This is a genomic window from Corynebacterium halotolerans, assembly GCF_050107895.1.
Taxonomy (GTDB): Bacteria; Actinomycetota; Actinomycetes; order Mycobacteriales; family Mycobacteriaceae; genus Corynebacterium; species Corynebacterium halotolerans_B.
This window is the reverse complement of sequence record NZ_JBNILW010000003.1, coordinates 141796-163849: the sequence shown is the minus strand read 5'-3', so window position 1 is coordinate 163849 and position 22054 is coordinate 141796. Positions and strand designations below refer to the sequence as shown.

The following is a 22054-nucleotide window of genomic DNA, read 5'->3' as shown; positions in this document are numbered from 1 at the left end:
AGATCAACATATACCGGTGAAGGAATTTCACCATACCCGGGAGTGGAGGAAGGCCGTGCTCAACGTCAACCGGCTGCGCATCCTGCGGGAGGTCCACGTGCGCGGTTCCCTGGCCGCCACAGCCCGGGCGCTCGGCTACAATCCCTCCTCGGTCTCGCACCAGATCTCCCAACTGGAGACCGAGGTCGGCGTCACCCTGCTGGAACCGGTGGGCCGTGGAATTCGGCTGACGGACCACGCGCTCGTACTGGTCGGGCACGCCGAGGAGATCCTGCGTCACCTGGAGGAGGCCGAGGCCGACCTCGCCGAGGCCACCGGCCGCATCTCCGGCACCGTCAACCTGGCCGTGTTCCAGACCGCCGGGCACGCGGTCCTGCCACTGCTGCTGCAGAACCTGCGCGGCCGATACCCGGAGCTGCGCACGGTGGTCCGCCACATCCCGGTCGAGGAGGCGCTGCCGCGGCTCATCGCGCACGAGTTCGACATCGTGCTGCAGGAGGAGTACCCGGACCGGCCGCTGCCGCAGGTCGCCGGTGCGGCGGTCCAACCGCTCGCGCGGGACCCGTTGCACCTGGTCACTCCACGTAGCTGGGGAGAAGCGGACATCACCGCACTAGGCGACGCCGCCTGGATCATGGAACCCGCCGACACCCAGGCCGGGCAGTGGGCCATGGCCGTGTGCCGGCGTGCCGGGTTCGAGCCCGCGGTCATCGCCGAAACCTCCGACGTGATGATGCACGTGCGCCTGGTCGAACAGGGCGTGGGGGCCGCACTCATCCCGGAGCTGGCGCTGACCGGCGTGGACCGGCAGGCGGTGCACACCACCCCGGTGGCCGATGACGCCCGCGTGATCTCCGTGGCGGTGCGCAGAGGTGCCGGCGCCCACCCGGCGATCCGGGCGGTGTGCCGTGAGATAGCGGAACTCCTCCAGGGCGGTGGGCACCCGGAGGAGCTCAGGGGAAACTAGAGCCAGCGCGGGGGCTGCGGCACCGCGCCGTCCGGTGTGCTGACGCCGTTGTCACCGCGGCCGGCGGCCCAGCGGACCAGGCCGGCGAGATCACCGTGGATCTCCGTAACCGGATGTGTGTCATCGGCCGGGGAGACCTCGGTACGCTCGCCGGAGGTGTCGTTGACGAGCACCAGGCCCGCGCCGTCGCCCTTGCCCCGCCACTTGCCGGGGATCTCCTGCAGCAGGGTGGTCAGGATGACCTCCGGTATGTCGGTGAAGGTGGCACGAACGCCCAGATCCACGGCGTGGATCCAGACCTCACGGGAGCGCATCCACAGCGTCTCCGCGGCGGGGACGGTACGGCCCTGTGCGGTCAGCACCTCCGCATCCCAGGCGGCGGCCGGGGCGTCGCGCCAGGCGACGTCGAGCCGGGCGACGGTGTGATCGTGCAGGTTGCGCAGCGCATCCGGGATGAGCGTGGCCCCGTACTCGATCTCCTTGTTCCGGGCGCCCGGGGAGGGGTACATCGGGTTCTCGATGCCGGTGGCCGCCCAGTCCATGAGATTGCAGATCGCCGCCGCGTTGTAGCCGACGTGGGCGATCAGATGGTTACGCGTCCATCCCTCCAGCGCGGTGGGTTCAGCGAACTGGTCGTTGTCGAGCAGGGCCAGCTGGCCGGAGTAGTGCGCCGTGCCCCGGCGGGCGAGCTGCAGCCGTTCGGTCAGCGGAAGACCGTGGAAGGAATCCACCATTACTCGAACACCGTCTTGTTGGCGATCTCGCCCAGGCCCTCGATGGAGACCCGGGTGGTCTGGCCGTCGCCGATGTAGCGCTTCGGGTCGCGGGCGTGGCCCACGCCGCCCGGGGTGCCGGTCACGATCACGTCGCCGGCGTCCAGCGGGTAGATGTGGGAGATGTACTCGATCAGGGCCGCCGGGCCGAAGACCAGGTCATCGGTCGGGGTGGTCTGCATCTTCTCGTCCTCGAGGAAGGTGGCCAGCTCGCCGCCGAACTCGAAGGAGTCGCTGGTGGTCAGCCAGGGACCGAAACCGGCGGACTTCTCGAAGGACTTGCCCTGGTGCCACTGCAGGGTGCGGTACTGGTAGTCGCGCATGGTGTAGTCGTTCATCACGGCGTAGCCGGCGATGTAGTCCTGCGCGTCGGCTTCCTTGACGCGGCGGGCGCGCTTGCCGATCACCACGGCCAGCTCACCCTCCCAGTCCAGGGCGGAGTTGGCGTAGTCCGGGACCATGACGTCATCGTAGGGGCCGGTCAGTGCGTCCGGGTACTTGACGAACAGGGTCGGGGTGGCCGGCAGCTCGCGCCCCATCTCCGTGATGTGGTTGGCGTAGTTCAGGCCGACACAGACGATCTTCTTCGGGGCCGGAACGACGGCCTCCAGATCCTGCCTGCCGAACTCCTGTGCCTCGCCGGAAGCCTGCTCGGCGATCTCGCGCCAGTTCTCGACCTGGAGCAGGTCGCCCACGTTGGCGTAACCGTCGATCTTGACGGCGGTGGTGTCGGTCTCGACGCGGGCGGCGAAGGTGCCCTCAGTGGAGCGGATGGTAGCAAGACGCATGGTTGTTAAATTCCTTCCGGAGTGTAGGTACGGGCGAGGTTGACGGCCTCGAAGATGGGATGATCGGAGAAGCAGAACAGATCGGCGCCGTCCCTGCCGGCGCCGACGGACCACTTCTTCCACGACGGTACATTGACGATGTCGCCGTGCCGGACGTCGAAGGTCTCCTCACCGACGGTGATCGTCGCCGAGCCCTCGAAGACCTGGAACACGCGGTTGCCGACCTCGTGGACCGGAGTGGTTTCCGCGCCCGGACGCAGGCGGTGGAACTCGGCCCGGATCGTGGACATGACGTCCCCGCCCGTGGTCGGGTTGGTGAACCGGATGCCCGCGTGACCGGGGGCGACCGCACCCGGGAAGCCGGCGTCCTCCAGCGCGAGCTGGTCCTTCAGTGCGGCATCCGTGTGCTCCCAGGAGTAACGGCCGATCGGGGAGGAGTTCTGTTTTCCGGGGAAGGCCAGCGGACGCAGACCCGGGTGGGCCCACAGTCGTTCGGAACGGGAGAAGTCCGGTGTGGATTCGTCGGTCAGCTGCTCCGTTCCGTACTCGAAGAAGCCGGTGTCCATCTGATAGGCGAAGGGGATGTCCAGACCGTCCAGCCAGGCCATCGGTTCGTCCGCGATGTTGTGGTGGCCGTGGAAGTTCCAGCCCGGGGTCAGGAGGAAATCGCCGCGGCGCATCGGTACGGCGTCACCATTGACCACGGTCCAGACGCCCTCGCCCTCGATGACGAAGCGGAAGGCGTTCTGGGAGTGGCGGTGTTCCGGGGCGTTCTCGCCCGGGGCCAGATACTGGATGGCGGCCCAGAGGGTGGGGGCTATGTAAGTCGGACCACCGAGACCCGGGTTGGCCAGACCGATGGCGCGCCGCTCGCCGCCGCGGCCGACCGGGACCAGTTCGCCGGCCCGCTGGGCCAGCTTGTAGAGCCTGGCCCAGTCCCACTTGTGAGCCACCGCCCGTGGTTCCGGCGCATTCGGCATGAGGCCGCCGATCTGGGTCCAGAGGGGCTTCATGTGCAGCTTGTCCATCTGGTCGTACATCTGCTGCAGCTCCTTCTCCTCTTCGGGAGTCAGGGGCGGCGGAGCGTACTCGACGTGCTTACCCGCATACTCGTCTGCGGTCGTGTTTCCCATGACAGGACATCTCCTTTCCTGGCACCGCGATGACCCACGGTGTGAGGGGTTGTGACCTCGAACCTAGGGAAGGGTGGACTGTGCCTCAAAGCAATTCCGCTCTGTGGAAAATGCACCCAGCAAGAGGGCTGGGGGTGGGTTTCCCTACCCCTTGGGGGCGGTTGCGGGCACCGTGTGGGACTCCAGGCGCCGGTTCAGACTGTGGACATGCGTGCGGAGGGACTCTGCGCAGGCGGCGTGCACGGAACGGAAGCGGGAGGTGGGAACCGCCACTGTCATGGCACCGAGCGTGTCGCCGAGATCGTTGTGGAGGCGGGCCCCCACGGCGGAGACGTCATGCTCGAACATGCCGTTATTGAGCGCAAAGCCCCGGCTCCGGATGCGGTGCAGGCGGCGGCGGAGGGCCGCGAATTCCTCTTCAGCCAGTTTCGGATAGAGAACCCGCAGTTCACCAGGGGAAAGTTCGGCCAGCATCGCGAGTCCGCCCGAGTTCTGGTTGGCGGGCATCACCTGCCCCCGGCGGCTGCCGACCCGCACCGGATGGGAGCCTTCGACGGTGTACAGGAAGTGTGAGTTGACCCCCGACAGCATCATCAGGTGACAGGTTTCGCCGGTTTCTGCGGCGATGGCGCGCATGTGGTCGGAACAGGCGGAGATCAGCTCGGACCCGGCCCCGGGCTCCAGGCTCGAGGTGGCCAGTGCCGGCCCCGGGAGGTAGGTCCGTGACTCGCTCCGGGTGGCGAAACCGCGGTAGACCAGCATCGCCAGGGATCGGTGCACGGTGGATTGGGCGAGGCCGAGGGCCTCGGCGCAGCCGGTGACGGTCAGGGTGCCGGAGTCTCGCAGCATGAGAACCAGCAGGAGAGCGAGGTCGACCGACTGGAGAAACTCCCGCGGGGGTGTGCCATGGGTGGGGCCGGGATAGTGCATGAATCAAACCTTCCGCTATGTGGAATAGCTTTGATTGTAACTCTGGTCACGTCGATCATGTGGCTATGGCTTCAACCTCACACACCACGCCGCCGGGGACATCCGGCCACCTGGGCGGTGCCACCGCATCGCCCGCCGCCGACCAGGGTTTCGGTTCGCCCGCCGGTGGTTTCACCATCCTCGGAATCAGCGGACGGCGTCTCGCCGCGGTGCTCATCGGCTGGTTCTTCGTCGTCTTCGACGGCTATGACCTCATCGTCTACGGCACCGTGCAGTCCGAGCTGATGGAGGAGTGGAATCTGTCGGCCGGCACTGCCGGAACGGTCGGTTCCACCGCCTTCCTCGGCATGGTGATCGGCGCGGTGTTCATCGGTCGACTATCGGACCGGATGGGACGCAAGGTGGCCGTCATCGGCTCGGTCATAGTCCTGTCCGTGTTCACCCTGCTGTGTGCGGTCGCCCCGAACCCGTGGATCTTCGGTGCTTTCCGCCTGCTGGCCGGTATCGGGCTGGGCGGGTTGGTGCCATCGGTCAACGCCATGACCGCTGACCTGGTTCCGCGCCAGACCATGTCCGCCTGGTCCACCGTGATGATGTCCGGTGTACCGATCGGCGGCTCGGTCGCGGCGATCCTCGCGCAGTTCATCGTCCCCTCCCACGAAGAGTGGGGCTGGCGTTTCATGTTCCTGATCGCCCTGGTGCCGCTGGTCATCGGTCTGCCGGTCGCGATGAAGATCATTCCCTCCGACCGGGAGATCGAGGCGGACTACACGGCCCGGGCAACTGCAACAGGGGAGGATCCCGAAGGTCGCTCCGGCGGCTTCAAGGACCTGCTGGGGCCGCGTTACCGTGTGGTGACCATCTGGTTCGCCCTGGCCACCTTCGTCACCCTGTTGGCCTGGTACGGCCTGGGCACCTGGCTGCCGAAGCTGATGCAGGAGGACGGCTATGATTTCGGCGCTGCACTGAACTTCACACTGGCGTTGAACCTGGGTGCGGTCCTGGGATCCGTCATCACCGCCTGGGCCGGTGACCGCTTCGGCCCGCTGCTCTCCGGCACGCTGGCGGCCGGCGTGGCGGGAGTGGCCCTGCTGTTCCTGCTCACCGAGCCGCCGGTGATCGCCGTGTACGTCATCCTGATCCTGGCGGGTGTGGGCACCCACGGCACGCAGATCCTCATCATCGCCGCCATCGCGCACTTCTACCCGCACTCCCTCCGCGGCACCGCTCTGGGGTGGGCCCTCGGAGTGGGCCGCATCGGCGCGGTCGTCGCTCCGCAGCTGGCCGGACTCCTGCTCACCTGGGGTTTCGGAGTCGGGTCGAACTACCTGTTGTTCGCGTTCTCTGCGCTGTTGTCCGCGGTCTCGCTGCTGATCCTGCTCTCCCAGAGCCGCCGGTACGCGGCCCGCTACGCCGTGACCGGGACCTCCGCCTGAGCATGGACTCCCCGCACCTGTCGGCCACGTCACCCCCTGACTCCCTGGAAAGGAAACCTCTCCCATGTCCCTGACTTCCCTCACCAAGACCGAAGACCTCACCGGCCAGAAGATCATCATCTCCGGCGGCGGGATCGGCGGCGCCTCCGGTGCCCTGGCCCTCGCCCTGCGCGGAGCAGATGTCACGCTCTACGAGCGGGCCCCGGAGTTCAAGGAGGTGGGCGCTGGTCTGCAGATCGGCCCGCACGGCGTGAAGATGCTGGAGAAGTGGGGACTGAAGGAGAAGGCCGTCGCCTCCGGTTATCTGCCCGACAATATGCAGTTCCGGGACGCCATCACCCGTGAAACAATCCTGACGATGGACTTCGGGGAGCAGTTCCGCGAGCATTATGGCGCACCCTATCTGGTCATCCACCGCTCTGACCTGCTGAATCTGCTGGTGGAGGCCGCTCGGGAAGCCGGGGCCACGCTGCACAACGGCATCCAGGTCGAAGGCGCGGACACGCGCGAGGACGGGGTCACCGTGCACCTGCGGCACCGCGGGGATGACAGTACCGAGGACCTGGAGGCTGACCTGTTGGTTGCCTTCGACGGCATTCACTCCGTGTTCCGCAAGGAGCTGTGCCAGGACGAACCGGTGCCGTCCGCCTACGTCGCCTACCGCGGCACCTCCGTACTGCCCGAGGACCCGGACATGAAGGGACTCAACAGTGTCATCGGCTATATCGGGCCCCGCTGCCACTTCATCCAGTATCCGCTGCGCGGCGGTGAACTGCTCAACCAGGTCGCCGTGTTCCAGTCCCCGCGCTACCTGGACTCCCTGATCAACGGCACGGAAGTGCCGGAGGACTGGGGCAACAACGATGAGTTCAAGGGCGCCTTCGACCACACCAACGAGTTCATTCAGGGCCGGCTGGGCAGCATGTGGCTGGACACCTGGTGGCAGATGTCGGATCGGGAGCCGCTGCCTGACTGGGTGGTCTCTGACCGAGTCATCGTCATGGGGGACGCCGCCCACCCGCCGTTGCAGTACATCGCCTCCGGGGCGGTCATGGCCATGGAGGACTCCGAGTGCCTGGCCCTCTACGCCTCCGAGGCCGCCGCCGGGGGCGAGGTGAACTGGGGTGAGGTGTTGCGCGAGGTCTCTGATGAGCGGGCCCCGCGCACCTCCCGCATCCAGCAGACCAGCCGGTTCTGGGGTGAGCTGTGGCACGTCGACGGCCTGTCGCGGCTGATCCGCAACGAGACCTTCCGCAATGCCGAGAAGTCCGGCTGGTACCGCTACGCCGACTGGCTCTGGGACTATGATGCCGCCCGCCGTGAATACCTCAGGGATCCCGCCAGGGGAAAGTTGCCCGAGGCGCTGCAGGAATGGGAGTACAACCTGCACCACATCGCCCGGGAGCGCGAGAACCTCAAGGGCCAGCAGGTCACGGTCTGACGTTCCACCTGCTTATCGACGTCCTGTCACCGCAGCGCCGCCAGCACGGCATCCGCGGCGTCCGCGCGGATGATCGGGACGTCGGCCTGCTCCGCGCGGGTGAAGGGCCTGAGCACGAAACTCGCCGGGTCCATCCTGCCCGGTGGCCGGCCGATCCCCACGGAGAGCCGCAGGTAGTCCCGGGTTCCCAGCGACTTGGTGGTTGAGCGCAGCCCGTTGTGGCCCCGGTCCCCGCCACCCGGCCGTAGCTTCACCGCACCGAAGTCCAGGTCCAGGTCGTCGTGGATGACGATGAGCTGCGCCACCGGTACCTTGAAGAAGTCAGCCAGGGCCTTGACCGGCCCGCCGGACAGGTTCATGAAGGTCCGCGGTTTCGCCAGCACCACCTTGGTGTCTCCGAGCCTGGTCTCGGCGATCTCGGCGTTGGACCGCTTGTGCACGGAGAACCCGGCGGGCATCGGGGAGGCCGCGGCAGCGAGCTCATCCACCACCTCGAAGCCGATGTTGTGCCGGGTACCGGAGTATTTCGGTCCGGGGTTGCCCAGGCCGACAATGAGGAACGGGAAGTTGCGGTCAGTCACGGGCCTCATTGTGGCACAGGGGGTGGACACCGGTGCCGCCCAGCCGTCTTCCCCGGGCGGAGAAACGGGAAACCCCTCGCCCCGGAATCTGCCGCTTCTGGCAGGTCCCGGGGCGAGGGGTTCTCGAAAGAGGAGAGACTACTACTTGTTCTCTTCCGCGGCAGCTTCGCCCTCGGCCGCCTCTTCCTCGGTCTCCTCCGGCTCCTCGGGCTCCGGGTAGACGATGTTGGCGACGAGCAGCTCCGGATCGTCGGCCAGGGTGGCGTCGCCGATCTGGATGTCGGCGGCGGTGATCTGGGCACCGAACTCCAGGCCCTCGACGGAGACGGTGATCTCTTCCGGAATGTTGAGCACGTCGACCTCGATGAGGATGGTGTCCGCCTCCTGGATGAACAGGGTGCCCGGGGCCGGCTCGCCCTCGACGACGACCGGAACCTCAACCTCGACCTTCTCGCCACGCTTGATGGCGAGCAGGTCAACGTGGTCGATGTCCAGGGTCAGCACGTTCTGGTCCAGGTGCTTGATCATGGTCAGGTGCTTTTCGCCCTCGACGTCGATCTCGACGACGGCGTTGATGCCGTCGTTACGGACGATGGAGGTGAAGTCCAGCAGGTTCACGGCGACGTGGATCGGATCGGTCTCCGGACCGTAGATCACGGTCGGGATCTGCCAGTTGCGACGCAGACGACGGGCGGCACCCTTACCGAATTCGGTACGCGGGGCGGCCTGGAGGGTGGGGTACTTTGCAGCCATGTGGTGCTCCTCAAGGTAGTTGTTGATCAGAAACGATCAGTGTCCTCGGCCGCGTTCATCGTCTGCCCCTAGAAGGGGGAGTAACGACAAAAGCCTGCGGCCGACTGTCGAAAACAATTGTTCTCGTCGAGTCTTCGCAGGCTTGATGCTGGTTCGGAAACCCGGAGCAGAAGCTTGTGAATCACAATCGCGTCGATAACGGCCCACAGGGAGCCCTCGCCGAGACTGCACCACGATAACACGTCAAATCCTGCCGCCCCTAATCCCGTTCGGCCTCCTGCGCGGTGTCATCCATGATGCCCGCGGTCGACTCGGCGCAGATCAGCCTGGGGGAGGAATGCCCGGCTTTTCCTCAGTGCCACCGCGCACGGATGGGGTGATTCTCCCGGGCGGTCAGGGAGAGACTATCCTTGGCCTCAGCCAAGCATGACACGGCCCACGTTGCGGGCGGGAAGAAAGGTGGCGCACATGACGATCACTGATGTTGACTCCGCTGTCACGGCTCTACTCGGGGCTGAGCGGCTGCGGCAGGACCGCGACCGGGTGACCGAGGAATGGGACGGTCTGGACGAGCAGACCGCCTACGAGGTGCAGCGCCGGTTGATTGCGGCCCGGCTCGACGGTGGGGAGGAGCTGGTGGGTTTCAAACTGGGACTGACCAGCCGGGCAAAGCAGGAGCAGATGAACGTCGACGCCCCGATCAGCGGCTGGCTCACCGACGCCCACCAGCGCTGCAACGGGGAACCCGTCAAGGTCGCCGGCTACATCCACCCCCGGATCGAACCCGAGATCGCCTTCATCCTGGATAAGGAGCTGGCCGGCCCGGGGTGCACCCGCGAGGACGTCAAGAACGCCACCGCCCACATCACGGCGGCCTTCGAGATCATCGACTCCCGTTACCGGGACTTCAGTTTCGCCCTACCCGACGTCATCGCGGACAATGCCTCGTCCGCAGGTTTCGTGCTCGGCTCCACCATCTGCCAACCGGGCGACTTCGACCTCATCAACGAAGAGGTCACCCTGCTGGTGGACGGGCAGGAAGTTGCCACGGACACGGGAGCGGCAGTGCAGGGGGACCCGGCCCAGGCCGTCGCTGAGGCGGTCAACCAGATCTCCGAGCGCGGCCAGACCGTGCCCGCCGGTGCCATCATTCTGACGGGCGCACTCACCGACGCCGTGTTCCTCCAGCCCGGCTCGTCCTTCACCGCCCGCTTCGCGAATCTCGGCGAGATCAAGGTCTCCTGCGTCTAGAATTTAGGGGGACCACGCAGCTCGACCGTCAAGGAGCCCGTCATGTCCGTCCCGCCCCCGATCCGACTCGAACACCGGCAGATCTTCGTCAATCTCCCCGCCGCCGACCTCCCGGGACTCCGTGAGTTCTACCGCGCCCTCGGCTGGAAGTTCAACGAGATGTTCAGCGATGAGCAGACCGCTTCCTTCGAGATCAGCGACCACATAGTGGTCATGCTGCTGGCACGGGAGAAGTTCGCCACCTTCCACGACCGTGCGACGGCTGAATCCACCGATCCCCGTGAAATGCTCAACGCCCTCGACGCCGGCAGCCCACGCGACGTTGACGAAATGGTCCGCCGGGTCCGGCAGTCGGGTGGGACCATCATCCGCGAACCGGAAGCACAAGGGCCGATGTACGGTGCCGCCTTCGACGATCCCGAAGGACACGGCTGGGAAATCGTGTGGATGGATCCCGCAGCGTTCAGGTAGGGCGATAGCACCGCCTCGGATCTCACGTGCCCGTCCCATCACCGGGGCGGGCTTTTCATATCTTGTTTCGGGTCCAAGCTCTGCGGGACCGGGAGGCATCTGCTACCTGGAGGGCGCCCCTGTGGCGACGGTCAACAACACCGGTGGGCTACCCGGAATCGGCAACCGTCAGGCAATCCACCAGGTATCCTGTGACGGTCAGAAAGGACCGTGATGAAAAAACTGCAGGGTGCGGCCATTTATGTGGGCGGCTTCATCGGGCCGTTCACCGGCCAGGCATTGGCGGTGGTGCTGCCGGAGTTCGCTGCCACCTTCGGCATCACGGTGTCGCAGGCGGCGTTGACGATGTCCGCGTATCTGTTCCCCTTCGCCACGATGATGCTGATCTCCGGCCGACTGGTGCGGGGAATCCAGCCCCACAAGGTGGTGTTCGCGGCCTATGCGGTGACCCTCCCCATGGCGTTGCTGCTTCTGGTCACGCCAGCCTGGTGGCTGTTCCTGATCTGTTTCGCCATCATCGGCATCGCCAATGCGTTCACCACCCCGGTGTTCCAGGTCATGCTGCGGGAGATCACCCCACCGGAGTCGCTCGGCTCGGCACTGGGTACCTATGCGGCGATGCAGTCACTGGGAATGCTCTCCGCACCGCTGGTGTCCGGCCTGTCCACCCTGGTGTCCTGGCGGCTGACTTTCCTGGTCACCGCCGCCACGGCCGCGTTCATCCTGTTGGTGCGGGTGCCGGTGGTGCCGGCCCCGAACGCCTCGCTGCAGCAGGTCACGGGGCGGGTGCAGTGGTGGCCGGTGAGCATCAACATGGCCACCAGTTTCGCGGTCGGTATCGGGATCATCGGCCTCGGTTTCCTGGCCTCGCTGTACGCGGAAGACCGTTTCGGCCTGGAGCCGGTCGGGCGTGGTCTCGTGATCATGTGTGGTGGGGCCGCTGCCTTCCTCGCGGCGCGGCCCATCGGCGTCATGGCTGATAAATACGGCGTGCGGATCATCCTGATCGCAGGCGGGGTGCTGGGCGGGGTCTCGCTGCTGGTGCTCCCGGTCGCCCCCTGGGTCTGGGCATTAGCGCTCATCTGGGCGGTGACCGTCATGGCCGGTCAGGGACTGCAGGCCACGGTCAACCTTGCGGTGCTCCGTGGTTCGGGAGGATCTTCTCTGCTCTCCACGGTCCAGGCTTTCCGTTTCTTCGGTACCGCTGCGGCGCCGGTGGTGTTCCTACCGATCTACACCGGCATTGGTGCCGCCGCTTTCTGGGTGGCCGCGGCGGGGTTATTGGTGGTGGCCGTGCTGCAGGGTCTCAATCCCGGCACGCGCGTGTAGTCAGAGGTATTTCGCCGCTTCCCGCCGGCTCAACGGTGACAGGGTGGCGGCGTGCTCCGCCAGGAAATTCCGTACCCATTCCGGGTCCACCTTGGAGTAGTCCCGTAGCGCCCAGCCGATGGCCTTGTCGATGAAGAACTCCCCGGAGTCGAGGTTGACCAGGATGATTTCGGTGAGCAACTCAGTGTCCGTGGCAGATTTCCGTCCCAGCTGGTGCAGGATCGCGGCCCTTCGCACCCACAGGTTCCCGTCCTGTGCCCACTACCGCATGACGCCGGGGCTGGCCGCCCGGCCGATCGGCTTGGCCAATGCATCCACGGTGTCCCACCAGGACCTGGTGCCCACCAGCTCCTTCAGGCGGGGCAGGTCCGCAGCACCCAATGGAACGCTGCGGAGATGATCGCAGGCCACGTACTGGAACTCCCGCTGTTCCGCCGCCCAGCAGTGCGCCACGAACTCCCAGTCTGGACGGCCGCGCAACTGCCGTAGCACCGCTGCGCTGGCGTTGCGCCGGTCGGGGGCGGCAACCCCCAGAAAGTCGAAATGACCGCGCAGGTACGCGGTCATTGTCTCGGCGCGGGCCGGGTCGGCACCGTCGCCGAGCGCGCGGGCGAGGGCCTGGAATGCGGTGGTCATGTCACCGATTCTAGAGCTAGAGGGCGGTGTAGCCGCCGTCCACCAAATGGTAGCTGCCGGTGACGAAGGAGGCTTCGTCGCTGAGCAGGAAGCGGGTGATGGTGGCGACCTCTTCGGCGGTACCGAGCCGTCCCAGCGGGTGCCTGGCCACCAGCGCGTTGCGGAAGTCCTGGGGCAAACCCCGCAGCAGGGGAGTGTCGATGTAGGCGGGGCCGACGGCGTTGATGCGGATGCCCTGCGCGCCGTACTCCACGGCGGCGTTCTTGGTCAGGCCGACGACGCCGTGCTTGGCGGCGGTGTAGGCGGAGTTGTCCGGGGCGGCGACGGTGCCGTGGATCGAGGCGATGTTCACGATCGCGGTACCGGCCGGGTCATCCTGCTTGAGGAACTGCTCGATCTGGTAGCGCATGCCGTAGGCGACGCCATTGAGGTTGATGCCGATGACCCGGTTCCACTTCTCGATGTCCAGCTCGCCGTGGGGCTCGCCGGTGCCGCCGATGCCGGCGTTGTTGACGGCGTAGTGCAGTCCGCCGAAGGTCTCCACGGCGAACTCCACGGCCTTCCGGTTGGCCTCGGCGTCGCTGGCGTCCTGCTCGAAGGCGGCGGCCTCCCCGCCGTCCTCCTTGATGGCGTCGGCCACGCTCTGGGCGCCGGAGAGGTTGATGTCGGTGACCACCACCTTGGCGCCGTGGGCGGCCAGATCCTTGGCGATGGCTTCACCGATGCCGCTGGCACCACCGGTGACGAGTGCGACCTTGTTGTTGAATGTGCTCATGGGTTCTCCTTCTCGCCACCTTCGCGGGGCAGCGGGTGTTGGGTTTCACCACGACTGGTGGAATGTGCGAAACAAACCTGGTGACCTGCACTGTTCCTCCAGCGGGTCTGCCCTCCAGGATACGCGTGGTGCGATTGCCCGGCTGGGGGAGAAGGGGAACTGTCCAGCAGGGGGCAGTGTCGGGTAGGTAGCGGGTACCGGGCAGATACCCTGCCCGGAAGTCCACAAACCGGCGGTAGCCGCTACCTGCCCGACAGGACGCACGAAGTAACCCCGCCGCACCACACCAGAATCTCAGGTGCAGCGCGACGGGGAAGAAGATCTACCGGGAAGCTCTAGGCTTCGCCCTCGAAGAGGGTGGTCACGGAGCCGTTCTCGAAGATCTCGCTGATGGTGCGGGCCAGCAGCGGGGCGATGGAGAGCACGGTCAGGTTGGACCAGCCCTCGGTGGACTGCGGCAGGGTGTCGGTGGTGATGACCTCCTCAGCGCCACAGTCGTTCAGGCGCTCGCGGGCGGGGTCGGAGAACACACCGTGGGTGCAGGCGATGACCACGGACCGGGCGCCGGCCTCCTTGAGTACCCGGCAGGCACCGGCGATGGTGCCGCCGGTGTCGATCATGTCGTCGAGCAGGACGCAGTCCTTGCCCTCGACGTCACCGACCACGCGGTTGGCGGTGACCTCATTGGCCACGTCCACGCTGCGGGTCTTGTGGATGAAGGCCATCGGGGCGTCGCCCAGGGTGTTGGCCCACTTCTCGGCGACTTTCACGCGGCCGGCATCGGGGGAAACCACGCAGATGTTTTCCAGGGTGTACTTGGACTTGATGTACTCGGTCAGGATCGGCATGGCGTGCATGTGATCGACCGGGCCGTCGAAGAAGCCCTGGATCTGGTCGGTGTGCAGGTCCACGGAGACCACCCGGTCCGCACCGGCGGTCTGTAGCAGGTCGGCGATCAGGCGGGCGGAGATGGGTTCACGGCCGCGGTGCTTCTTGTCCTGCCGGGCGTAGGGGTAGAACGGCAGGATCGCGGTGATGCGCTTGGCGGAGCCGCGCTTGAGCGCGTCGATCATGATCAGCTGTTCCATGATCCACTTGTTCAGCGGCTGGGTGTGGGACTGCAGCACAAAGCAGTCGGAACCACGGACGGATTCCTCGAAGCGAACGAAGATTTCGCCGTTGGCAAAGTCACGTGCGGTGGTCGGGGTCAGCTCGATGCCGAGCTCGTCCGCCACCGCTTCGCCGAGCTCCGGGTGGGCGCGTCCGGAGAACAGCATCATGTTCTTGTGAGTTTGCTTCCAGTGAGCAGTCATTAGAGTCTGCTTAGCCTTCCTGGTCAGTTTCAGGGGTATCCGCCGCGGCACGAGCTGCTGCCTCGGCGGCGGGGGTTCCCGGACGCTTCTTCTGGACCCAACCCTCGATGTTGCGCTGGTGGCCACCGGAGACGGCGAGGGCGCCCGGGGGGACATCCTCCTTGATCACTGTACCTGCCCCGGAATACGCGCCATCACCGACCGTCACCGGCGCGATGAACATGGAGTCCGAGCCGGTACGCACGTGGTTGCCGATGGTGGTGTGGTGCTTGGTGACACCGTCATAGTTGACGAACACGGAGGAGGCGCCGATGTTGGACTCCTCGCCGATGGTCGCGTCGCCGACATAGGTCAGGTGGGGGACCTTGGAGCCCCGGCCGATCCGGGCGTTCTTGGCCTCCACGAATCCACCCAGCTTGCCGTTCTCCCCGAGCACGGTGTTGGGGCGGATGTAGGTGAACGGTCCCACTTGAGCGTTCTCGCCGATCACGGAGCTGGCGCCGTGGGTGCGGATCACCGAGGCACCACGGCCGACCGTCATGTCGGTCAGGGTGGTGTCCGGGCCGATTTCGGCGTCATCGGAGATGGCGGTGGCACCCCACAGCTGGGTGTTGGGGTGGATGACCACGTCCTGGCCGATGGTGACGTTCACCCCGATGAAGGTGCTCTCCGGATCGACGACGGTGGTCCCGGCCAGCATCGCGGCCTCGACGGTGCGGCGGTTGAGCTCCCGGCCCGCCTCCGCCAGCTGCAGCCGGTTGTTCACGCCGGCGAGCTCGCGGGGGTCGTGCGCGGTGTGGGCACGGACCTGGTGGCCCGCCTCGCGGGCGATACCGAGCACGTCAGTGATGTAGAGCTCGCCCTGGGCGTTGTCGGTGTCGAGCTTGCCCAGCGCATCGCGCAGGATGGCGGCGTCGAAGGCGAAGACCCCGGAGTTGACCTCGTCGATCCCGAGCTGGGCGTCGGTCGCGTCCTTCTGTTCGACGATCGCGGTCACTTCGCCCTCGGCGCTACGGACGATGCGGCCGTAGCCGGTCGGGTCCTCGAGCCGCAGGGTCAGGACGGTCACGGCGGTGGGGACCTCGTTGTGCGCCGCGTGGAGCTCGCGGAGGGTCTCCGGGCGCAGCAGCGGGACGTCGGCGTTGGTGACGATGACGGTGCCCTCGAAGTCGGCGATCGGGGCCAGGCCGCACTGCACGGCGTGGCCGGTGCCGTTCTGCTCCTCCTGGATGGCGATCTTGATCTCGTGATCGAGCTCGGCGGCGACCTGCTCGACGGCGGGGGTCACCTGATCCCGTTTGTGTCCGATCACGGCGACGATGTGCTCAGGGTCGATACCGGCGGCCGCGTACAGGCTGTGGGAGAGCAGACTCCGGCCCCCGATCTCATGCAGCGTCTTCTGGGTCTTGGACTTCATGCGGGTGCCGGCGCCGGCCGCCAGGACGACCACGGCGCACGGATTCGGAGGAGTACTCACTGGTTCAGGTGTTCCTTCTGGCGTTAGGGGACGCGTGCCGGGGAGGAGGCGGGTCTGCCGGTCTCCCCGAACGGGTACCGAACCAGCATAACGGCCCGGGTGGGGTGGTGGCGGCAGAAACCTCCGGTGGGCCGTCGTCAGCGCCGCGCCGCGAGCAGCATGCGGTCCACGGTGGCCAGCACCTCGTCCACGTAGGCGGGGTTGACGCCGGGTTCGCGCCGGGCCTGCAGCAGTTCCTCCTGGGCGGCGTGCAGCGCCTGGATCCGGACGTGGTGGGCCTGTTCCCGCAGCCGCCGGGAGTTGCCCACCTGCTCGTCGTCGGCGGCCAGCTCCTGACTGATCCAGTCCCGGATGCTGTCCACCTGTTCCTCGGGCAGACCGGCCTTCTCGATCAGGTGGGTGGCGGCCGCCCGGCGCGCCCGGTGAACCAGCTTCTCCCGGGCCTGGTCCCCGGCGGCGTCGGGTCCCTGGTCCAGGTTGAGCCGGCGGACCAGCCACGGCAGGCTCAACCCCGGAATCACCATGGTCAGTAGGAGGACAACCAGGGCGATGACGGTGATCTCGTGGTGGAAGGGAAAGATGCTGTCCGGGATGGAGAGCACCAGCGCCAGGGTGACCAGCCCCCGCATGCCGGACCAGGTCATCAGCACGACTTCCGGTAACCGCAGTGGGGCATGGAGGCCGCGGCGAGTGCGGCGCCGGTTGACCCGGTAGGAGAAGAACAGCCAGACAAAGCGCACGGCGATGGCGACCACCGCCAGCACCGCCCCCAACCACACGGCGTGCCAGAGCTCGGCGCCGACCTCCTCGATGGCCTGCCGGACATTCAGGCCGATCAGGCCGAAGGCCACGCCGGTGAACAGCATCTCCACGGTGCCCCAGAAGGCGTGCCCGGACAGTCGGTCCTCGGCGCCGATCGACGCCCGGGAGGTCAGCTCCACGGCCGCGATGACGATGGCGATCACGCCGGAGGCTCCGATCTGTTCGGCGCCGAGGTAGACGGCGAAGGGGAGTACCCAGGTCAGGGCGTTGCGGGCCTCGACACTGTCCACGTGGTCGGTGAAGAAGGCGGCGAGCCGGCCGACGAGCAGGCCGAGCAGTACCGCGGCGAGGACAGACCACCCGAACTCGAGCGCCCCCTCGGACCAGGAGAGATCGGTGCCGGCGACCAGTGCGGCGAGCGCCACGTGGAAGGTGACGATGCTCGCGGCGTCATTGAACAGTCCCTCGGTCTGCAGGGTGGTGGTGATCCGCTTCGGGATGCCCGCGGGCTCGGCGACGGCGTCCACGGCCACCGGGTCCGGCGGTGCCAGGGCCGCGGCGAGCACGATTGCGGCGGCGACTCCGATGCCCGGCAGCAGGAGCCAGGTGACCCCGGCCAGCACCGCGATCGTGGTGAAGACCAGCAGCACCGACAGGGAGATGATGGTGCTGAGTTGGGACCGGATCACCGCCCATGACGTCCGACGGGCCAGCGCCCAGAGCAGGGGCGGCAGGAAGACCGGCAGGATCAGTTCGGCCGGGATCTCGAAGTCCGGGGTGAAGGGGATCAAGGCGCCCCCAGCGGCGAGGATCGTCAGCAGTGCCGGCCAAGGCAGCCCGGTGCGGTCGCCGAGCGCGACAACCAGGACGGTGGCCAGGAGCAGGCCGATGAGCATGAGCAGGATGATCATGGTGGATCACTCCTCGGGTCAGTGGCGGCTTCCCCTTCAAGTTCTACCTGTGCCCCGCTTATGCCGAGACCTCTTTCATGCGGGTGGCCAGGAGGGTGCCCACGAGTCCGACGGCCGCCAGGAAGAGCAGCGCGGCGTCGGAACCGGCGAGGGCGACCACCCCGGAGATCGCGCCGGTTCCCAGCAGGATCAGTCCCATCAGGGAGTTCGCGGCGCTGACGTAGCGGGTGCGCTGGTCACCCTCGGCCATGTCCACCACGTAGGTCTTGCGGGCCACCCGGACCGAGGTGTGCGCCAGGGTGACACCGAAGAAGCCGGCGGGCATGAGCCAGGCGTTGACCTCGTGCGGGGCCCACTGGGCGCCGGCGACCAGGACGAGGATGATGAGTGAGGCCGCCAGCGAGCCGAAGGCCATCACCTTTTTGGATGAGGCGTCGGACCAGATCCCCGAGATCCGGCCGCCCACCAGTGCAGCCAGTCCGGAGGCGATCAGGAAGACCCCCAGACCGGTGATGTTCTGCCCCGTCTCCTGGGACAGGGTGACGATGAAAGCGCTGGACAGGGCGGTGACCAGCAGCAGGGCGCGCACGATGACGAAATGACGGAAGGTCCGGTCCCCGGTGAACAGTTCCACACAGTCCCGCAGCCAGGAGTGGTTCAGGCCCTCGGGTTCGGTGTCGGCGTAGTCCGGCTCCCGGATGGTCCGGAAGATCAGGCCCGCCACGAACCACGCGGCGGCGGAACCGAAGATCAGTAGGGCGATCAACCACAGGGGCACGTCCCCGGGCAGCAGGAGGAGCAGGAGGCCGATGGCCAGGGCGACGCCACCGCCCAGTGCCGTCGCCCGGCCCGTGATCAACCCGCGGTTGCCCTTGTGGATCGTCCGACCCTGCACGTCCTTGGAGGTGATGGAGCACAACGCCCGGAACACGGAGAGCACGCCCAGCAGGACGACCACGGCGGCACCGAGGGCCCAGCCCGTCAACAGGAGCGCCGTGACCCCGATCAACGCAGCTGCGGCGGCCTGGCCGAAACTGCCGATCACCCAGAGGCGGCGCCGGTCCCTACGGCTGGTGACCCAGGGGGTGAGTGCGGCCTGGGGAAGCATGGAGCCGGATTCACGGATCGGCACCAACAACGCGATGAAGAAACCGGGCGCGCCGGCTGACTGCAGGAGCCAAGGCAGAACCGTCTTGGCGGCGACCACCTGGTCGCCGATGTTCTGCAGGCCGTTGGACCAGATGAATCGGCGGGCGTTGTGGTCCTCGCCAGGCAGTTTCTCCGCATCCTCGGTGGTGGTGCTCACAGGTAGGGACTCCAGTCTCTTCGGTGGGACGAATCTACATCAGCTCATGGTAGACCACTTGGTCTAAGCGGGGGTGCGCCGATCAACACTGAAACTGAGTGTCACCGGGAACGCTGAACTGGCGGCGCAGGGGGTGCTCACAGCGGGGTGAGGACCCCGATCAGCCATTCGTCGCGGACCTTGATGAGCTGGTAGCAGAACTGCTCTTTCGGGGCCTGGCCGACGTAGTCCCAGGTGACCTCGGCCCAGACGCTGTGGGCGGTGGACAGCTTGACCGTGCAGTTGAACGCGGCGTCGTGCACGTCCGCGTACTGCTGCGCGGCGCCGGCGAAGAAGTCCCGGGTCTGTTGTGGATCAGTGACGGCGATGGTGTTCCCGGGGAAGGTCACCAGTGCCGGGCAGGCGTAGAATCCGGCGATCCGCGCGGAGTCGTGGGAGAGCAGCGCATCGCGGTAGTCGTCGAAGAAGTCGTGGGCGATCATGCTGGCTTCGGTCATACCCCTCAATTTTAGCGCGGGGCCGTGGGGGATGGCACTCCCGAAGTAGACTCCACGGATGAGGTGTCTGTCCGAGGAGTAATGATGAATTCGCAGCCTGTCCGCTTCACCCGACGCACGTTCTTCCGGGGAGCGGCCGTGCTGTTTGCCGGTGCCTTTCTCAGCGCCTGCGGCACCACCCCACGCGGCTACCACGGCCCGCGGCGCGCCCTGCCCATCCCGCCGCTCGCCGACGCCGTGCGGGAGGGCAGCGGAGTCACCTTCCGGCTCGACGCCGGAGCCGTCGACGCCGCGATCTTGCCCGACGCCACCACCCCGGTCTGGGGCTTCAACGGGGCCCACCTGGGCCCCACGCTGCGGGTCCGCCGTGGCGAGGAGGTGACCCTCCAGGTCCACAACGGCCTGTCCGAGATGACCACGATCCACTGGCACGGCATGAAACTGCCGGCGGAGATGGACGGTGGTCCGCACCAGCCGATCGAGCCCGGGGAGACGTGGGCGCCGCGGTTCACAGTGGACCAACCAGCGGCGACCCTCTGGTACCACCCGCACCCGCATGGACTGACGGGACTGCACGCCTACCGTGGCCTGGCGGGACTGTTCTACGTGGACGATGCCCTCAGCGATGGACTGAATCTGCCGGGCGAGTACGGGGTGGATGACATCCCGGTGATCCTGATGGACCACAAGTTCCACGAGGACGGCACCCTCGACGACATCGAGGTTCCCGACCTGGGACTCAAGGGGGATGTGGCCACCGTCAACGGCATCACCAACGCCGGATTCACCGCCACCACGCGCCGGGTGCGGCTGCGCCTGCTGGACGCCTCCACGATGCGGTTTTTCAACCTGCGCTTCTCCGATGGTCGTACCTTCCATGTGGTGGCATCGGACTCCGGTCTGCTGCCGGAACCGGTGCCGGTGGAGCACCTCTACCTGAGCCCCGGCGAGCGGACCGAGATCGTCGTGGACCTGGCTCCGGAGGAAGAGATCATGCTGGAGGCGGCGGCATTCCCCGAGAACCTCGAGGTGCCGGAAGACGAATACGCCCTGGACTTCGGCCTGCAGGACCGGTTCGAGCTGCTGCAGCTGACCGGGCCGCCGGAGGGGACGGCGGTGCCGGGGGCACTGCCCGCGCAGCTGGCCCCGGTGCCAGAACTCGACGTCACTGATGCGGTGGAGCGGGAATTCCGGCTCAACACCTTCGAGATCAACGGTGAGCTGATGGACATGACACGGGTGGACGTCACCATCGACCATGATCGTCCGGAGGTCTGGACCGTGGTCAACGAGAACTCCGACTGGATCCATAACTTCCACATCCACAACGCCTTCTTTCACGTGCTCTCGGTGGCGGGCACGCAGGCGCCCATCTGGACGCAGGGCCCGAAGGACACCGTGGCCCTGCCACCGGGAACAACGGTCCGCCTGGCGGTCAGTTTCGGGCAGTACCCCGATCCGGAGTGGGCCTACATGTACCACTGCCACATGCTCTTCCACGAGGACCAGGGGATGATGGGCCAATTCGTGATGGTGGAACCCGGACGGGAGGCGGATCTGGGGGAGGTGTACGGGCACACCGGGCATTGAGCTGATGACTGGGCCGGGGAAAGAACCTGGGCCCGCAACCCCGGGGCGTCGATAAGCGAAACCGCACCGGCACGCTGAACGTGCCGGTGCGGTGCTGTGTATCTAGGGCTTCCCCACCAGGACTCGAACCTGGAATGACGGTACCAAAAACCGTAGTGTTGCCATTACACCATGGGGAACGACAAAATGAGAGCTTACCCGATGACCAGGTGTGGCAGTCAACTGAGGAAGCGATAGGCTGTCAGGCATGGTTCGTCAGCGGATGACCGGCAAGGAACGCCGGGAACAGCTCATCTCGATTGGGCGCAGTGTCTTCGCCGAGCGTGGTTTCGAGGGGGCCAGTGTCGAAGAGATCGCGGCGCGGGCCGCCGTCTCCAAGCCGGTGGTCTACGAGCACTTCGGCGGTAAGGAGGGCCTCTACGCCGTGGTCATTGACCGCGAGATGCAGCGCCTGGAGCACCTCATCACCGAGGCTCTGGAGAAGGGCCGGTCGAAGGTGCGCATCGAGCGGGCGGTGATGGCGCTGTTGACCTACGTGGAACAGGAGACCGACGGTTTCCAGATCCTGGTCCGGGACATGACCCCGGGCAAGGACCGCAGTTACTCCACGCTGCTCAACACCGCGGTCGGTCAGGTCTCGCACATCCTGGGCCGTTCCTTCGAACGCCAGGGACTCAACGAGGACGCGGCCGTCCTCTACGGCCAGGCGCTGGTGGGCATGGTCTCCATGACCGCCCAGTGGTGGCTGGACGAACGCCAGCCTCCGAAGGAGGAGGTCGCCGCGCACATCGTCAACCTGTGCTGGTACGGCCTGGCGGGAATGAAGGGCCATCCGCAGTTGACTGACGAGGTACTGGCGGAAGCTGCAGAGAACTCAGCGAACACGGACACCAGGAACGAGGAGAACGAGTGAGCCCGAAGGGCAACACCGAGG

General features: G+C 66.6%; 20 protein-coding genes and 1 pseudogene. 8 read left to right on the top strand and 13 right to left on the bottom strand.

What is annotated here, in order from left to right:
- Window positions 1-16 precede the first annotated feature (16 nt).
- Window positions 17-967, top strand: coding sequence for a LysR family transcriptional regulator (locus ACQCVD_RS04665; protein ID WP_426822548.1), 951 nt, complete (start codon window positions 17-19; stop codon window positions 965-967).
- Here ACQCVD_RS04665 and ACQCVD_RS04660 read toward each other — a convergent pair.
- The 4 genes from ACQCVD_RS04660 to ACQCVD_RS04645 all read right to left on the bottom strand — a co-directional run bounded on the left by ACQCVD_RS04660 (window position 964) and on the right by ACQCVD_RS04645 (window position 4591).
- On the bottom strand, window positions 964-1701 hold the full coding sequence (locus ACQCVD_RS04660) for a maleylpyruvate isomerase family mycothiol-dependent enzyme (protein WP_426822547.1): 738 nt from the start codon (window positions 1699-1701) through the stop codon (window positions 964-966). The genes ACQCVD_RS04665 and ACQCVD_RS04660 overlap by 4 nt on opposite strands.
- A complete protein-coding gene (locus ACQCVD_RS04655) occupies window positions 1701-2528 on the bottom strand; it encodes a fumarylacetoacetate hydrolase family protein (protein WP_426822546.1) in 828 nt (275 codons plus the stop codon). Before ACQCVD_RS04655 ends, ACQCVD_RS04660 begins: the two co-directional genes overlap by 1 nt.
- A gap of 5 nt (window positions 2529-2533) precedes the next feature.
- Window positions 2534-3661 carry a cupin domain-containing protein gene (locus ACQCVD_RS04650; protein WP_426822545.1) on the bottom strand — a complete coding sequence of 376 codons (1128 nt, stop codon included), beginning with the start codon at window positions 3659-3661 and terminating at the stop codon, window positions 2534-2536.
- 144 nt (window positions 3662-3805) lie between these two features.
- A complete protein-coding gene (locus ACQCVD_RS04645) occupies window positions 3806-4591 on the bottom strand; it encodes an IclR family transcriptional regulator (protein WP_426822544.1) in 786 nt (261 codons plus the stop codon).
- A 65-nt stretch (window positions 4592-4656) separates the two neighbouring features.
- Here ACQCVD_RS04645 and ACQCVD_RS04640 point away from each other — a divergent pair, with 65 nt between their 5' ends.
- Together ACQCVD_RS04640 and ACQCVD_RS04635 are read left to right on the top strand one after the other, a co-directional pair.
- The gene (locus ACQCVD_RS04640) at window positions 4657-6027 is read left to right on the top strand and encodes an MFS transporter (RefSeq protein ID WP_426822543.1); all 1371 of its coding nucleotides are present in this window, start codon (window positions 4657-4659) and stop codon (window positions 6025-6027) included.
- Between the two features lie 64 nt (window positions 6028-6091).
- Window positions 6092-7468 (top strand): FAD-dependent monooxygenase, encoded by a 1377-nt coding sequence (locus ACQCVD_RS04635; protein ID WP_426822542.1) that lies wholly within the window; start codon window positions 6092-6094, stop codon window positions 7466-7468.
- A 26-nt stretch (window positions 7469-7494) separates the two neighbouring features.
- Here the strand turns inward: ACQCVD_RS04635 and pth are convergent, their stop codons facing one another.
- Entirely contained in the window at window positions 7495-8049 is a 555-nt protein-coding gene (gene pth / locus ACQCVD_RS04630) for an aminoacyl-tRNA hydrolase (RefSeq protein WP_426822541.1), read from the bottom strand.
- 141 nt (window positions 8050-8190) lie between these two features.
- Complete coding sequence (locus ACQCVD_RS04625) at window positions 8191-8802, bottom strand: 50S ribosomal protein L25/general stress protein Ctc (RefSeq protein ID WP_426822540.1); 612 nt, start codon at window positions 8800-8802, stop codon at window positions 8191-8193.
- 468 nt (window positions 8803-9270) lie between these two features.
- Between ACQCVD_RS04625 and ACQCVD_RS04620 the strand changes: the two genes are divergently transcribed.
- From ACQCVD_RS04620 to ACQCVD_RS04610, 3 genes are all read left to right on the top strand, one after another.
- The gene (locus ACQCVD_RS04620; RefSeq protein ID WP_426822539.1) at window positions 9271-10053 is read left to right on the top strand and encodes a 2-keto-4-pentenoate hydratase; all 783 of its coding nucleotides are present in this window, start codon (window positions 9271-9273) and stop codon (window positions 10051-10053) included.
- A 42-nt stretch (window positions 10054-10095) separates the two neighbouring features.
- A complete protein-coding gene (locus ACQCVD_RS04615; RefSeq protein WP_426822538.1) occupies window positions 10096-10524 on the top strand; it encodes a VOC family protein in 429 nt (142 codons plus the stop codon).
- A 213-nt stretch (window positions 10525-10737) separates the two neighbouring features.
- The gene (locus ACQCVD_RS04610; protein WP_426822537.1) at window positions 10738-11853 is read left to right on the top strand and encodes an MFS transporter; all 1116 of its coding nucleotides are present in this window, start codon (window positions 10738-10740) and stop codon (window positions 11851-11853) included.
- Here ACQCVD_RS04610 and ACQCVD_RS04605 read toward each other — a convergent pair.
- The 7 genes and pseudogenes from ACQCVD_RS04605 to ACQCVD_RS04575 all read right to left on the bottom strand — a co-directional run bounded on the left by ACQCVD_RS04605 (window position 11854) and on the right by ACQCVD_RS04575 (window position 19530).
- Window positions 11854-12489, bottom strand: a pseudogene (locus ACQCVD_RS04605) (DNA alkylation repair protein).
- A gap of 16 nt (window positions 12490-12505) precedes the next feature.
- The gene (locus tag ACQCVD_RS04600) at window positions 12506-13264 is read right to left on the bottom strand and encodes an SDR family NAD(P)-dependent oxidoreductase (protein ID WP_426822536.1); all 759 of its coding nucleotides are present in this window, start codon (window positions 13262-13264) and stop codon (window positions 12506-12508) included.
- Between the two features lie 335 nt (window positions 13265-13599).
- On the bottom strand, window positions 13600-14577 hold the full coding sequence (locus tag ACQCVD_RS04595; protein WP_426822535.1) for a ribose-phosphate diphosphokinase: 978 nt from the start codon (window positions 14575-14577) through the stop codon (window positions 13600-13602).
- A gap of 10 nt (window positions 14578-14587) precedes the next feature.
- On the bottom strand, window positions 14588-16054 hold the full coding sequence (gene glmU / locus ACQCVD_RS04590; protein WP_426822534.1) for a bifunctional UDP-N-acetylglucosamine diphosphorylase/glucosamine-1-phosphate N-acetyltransferase GlmU: 1467 nt from the start codon (window positions 16052-16054) through the stop codon (window positions 14588-14590).
- A gap of 137 nt (window positions 16055-16191) precedes the next feature.
- A complete protein-coding gene (locus tag ACQCVD_RS04585; protein ID WP_426822533.1) occupies window positions 16192-17727 on the bottom strand; it encodes a cation:proton antiporter in 1536 nt (511 codons plus the stop codon).
- A 58-nt stretch (window positions 17728-17785) separates the two neighbouring features.
- Entirely contained in the window at window positions 17786-19003 is a 1218-nt protein-coding gene (locus tag ACQCVD_RS04580; protein ID WP_426822669.1) for an MFS transporter, read from the bottom strand.
- A 167-nt stretch (window positions 19004-19170) separates the two neighbouring features.
- Window positions 19171-19530, bottom strand: coding sequence for a hypothetical protein (locus tag ACQCVD_RS04575; RefSeq protein WP_426822532.1), 360 nt, complete (start codon window positions 19528-19530; stop codon window positions 19171-19173).
- Between the two features lie 81 nt (window positions 19531-19611).
- On the opposite strand from ACQCVD_RS04575, the gene ACQCVD_RS04570 reads away from it, so the two are divergent.
- The gene (locus tag ACQCVD_RS04570; RefSeq protein WP_426822531.1) at window positions 19612-21120 is read left to right on the top strand and encodes a multicopper oxidase family protein; all 1509 of its coding nucleotides are present in this window, start codon (window positions 19612-19614) and stop codon (window positions 21118-21120) included.
- A 247-nt stretch (window positions 21121-21367) separates the two neighbouring features.
- Window positions 21368-22033 (top strand): TetR family transcriptional regulator, encoded by a 666-nt coding sequence (locus ACQCVD_RS04565; protein WP_426822530.1) that lies wholly within the window; start codon window positions 21368-21370, stop codon window positions 22031-22033.
- Window positions 22034-22054: the final 21 nt, after the last annotated feature.

Excerpts from the sequence above, each read along its gene's own strand:
- ACQCVD_RS04645 (WP_426822544.1), bottom strand. The coding sequence starts at position 4,591 with ATGCACTATCCCGGCCCCACCCATGGCACACCCCCGCGGGAGTTTCTC.
- ACQCVD_RS04575 (WP_426822532.1), bottom strand. The coding sequence starts at position 19,530 with ATGACCGAAGCCAGCATGATCGCCCACGACTTCTTCGACGACTACCGC.
- ACQCVD_RS04615 (WP_426822538.1), top strand. The coding sequence starts at position 10,096 with ATGTCCGTCCCGCCCCCGATCCGACTCGAACACCGGCAGATCTTCGTC.
- ACQCVD_RS04660 (WP_426822547.1), bottom strand. The coding sequence starts at position 1,701 with ATGGTGGATTCCTTCCACGGTCTTCCGCTGACCGAACGGCTGCAGCTC.
- ACQCVD_RS04635 (WP_426822542.1), top strand. The coding sequence starts at position 6,092 with ATGTCCCTGACTTCCCTCACCAAGACCGAAGACCTCACCGGCCAGAAG.
- ACQCVD_RS04595 (WP_426822535.1), bottom strand. The coding sequence starts at position 14,577 with ATGACTGCTCACTGGAAGCAAACTCACAAGAACATGATGCTGTTCTCC.
- ACQCVD_RS04620 (WP_426822539.1), top strand. The coding sequence starts at position 9,271 with ATGACGATCACTGATGTTGACTCCGCTGTCACGGCTCTACTCGGGGCT.
- ACQCVD_RS04600 (WP_426822536.1), bottom strand. The coding sequence starts at position 13,264 with ATGAGCACATTCAACAACAAGGTCGCACTCGTCACCGGTGGTGCCAGC.
- ACQCVD_RS04570 (WP_426822531.1), top strand. The coding sequence starts at position 19,612 with ATGATGAATTCGCAGCCTGTCCGCTTCACCCGACGCACGTTCTTCCGG.
- ACQCVD_RS04655 (WP_426822546.1), bottom strand. The coding sequence starts at position 2,528 with ATGCGTCTTGCTACCATCCGCTCCACTGAGGGCACCTTCGCCGCCCGC.
- ACQCVD_RS04585 (WP_426822533.1), bottom strand. The coding sequence starts at position 17,727 with ATGATCATCCTGCTCATGCTCATCGGCCTGCTCCTGGCCACCGTCCTG.
- ACQCVD_RS04625 (WP_426822540.1), bottom strand. The coding sequence starts at position 8,802 with ATGGCTGCAAAGTACCCCACCCTCCAGGCCGCCCCGCGTACCGAATTC.
- ACQCVD_RS04565 (WP_426822530.1), top strand. The coding sequence starts at position 21,368 with ATGGTTCGTCAGCGGATGACCGGCAAGGAACGCCGGGAACAGCTCATC.
- ACQCVD_RS04650 (WP_426822545.1), bottom strand. The coding sequence starts at position 3,661 with ATGGGAAACACGACCGCAGACGAGTATGCGGGTAAGCACGTCGAGTAC.
- ACQCVD_RS04640 (WP_426822543.1), top strand. The coding sequence starts at position 4,657 with ATGGCTTCAACCTCACACACCACGCCGCCGGGGACATCCGGCCACCTG.
- ACQCVD_RS04610 (WP_426822537.1), top strand. The coding sequence starts at position 10,738 with ATGAAAAAACTGCAGGGTGCGGCCATTTATGTGGGCGGCTTCATCGGG.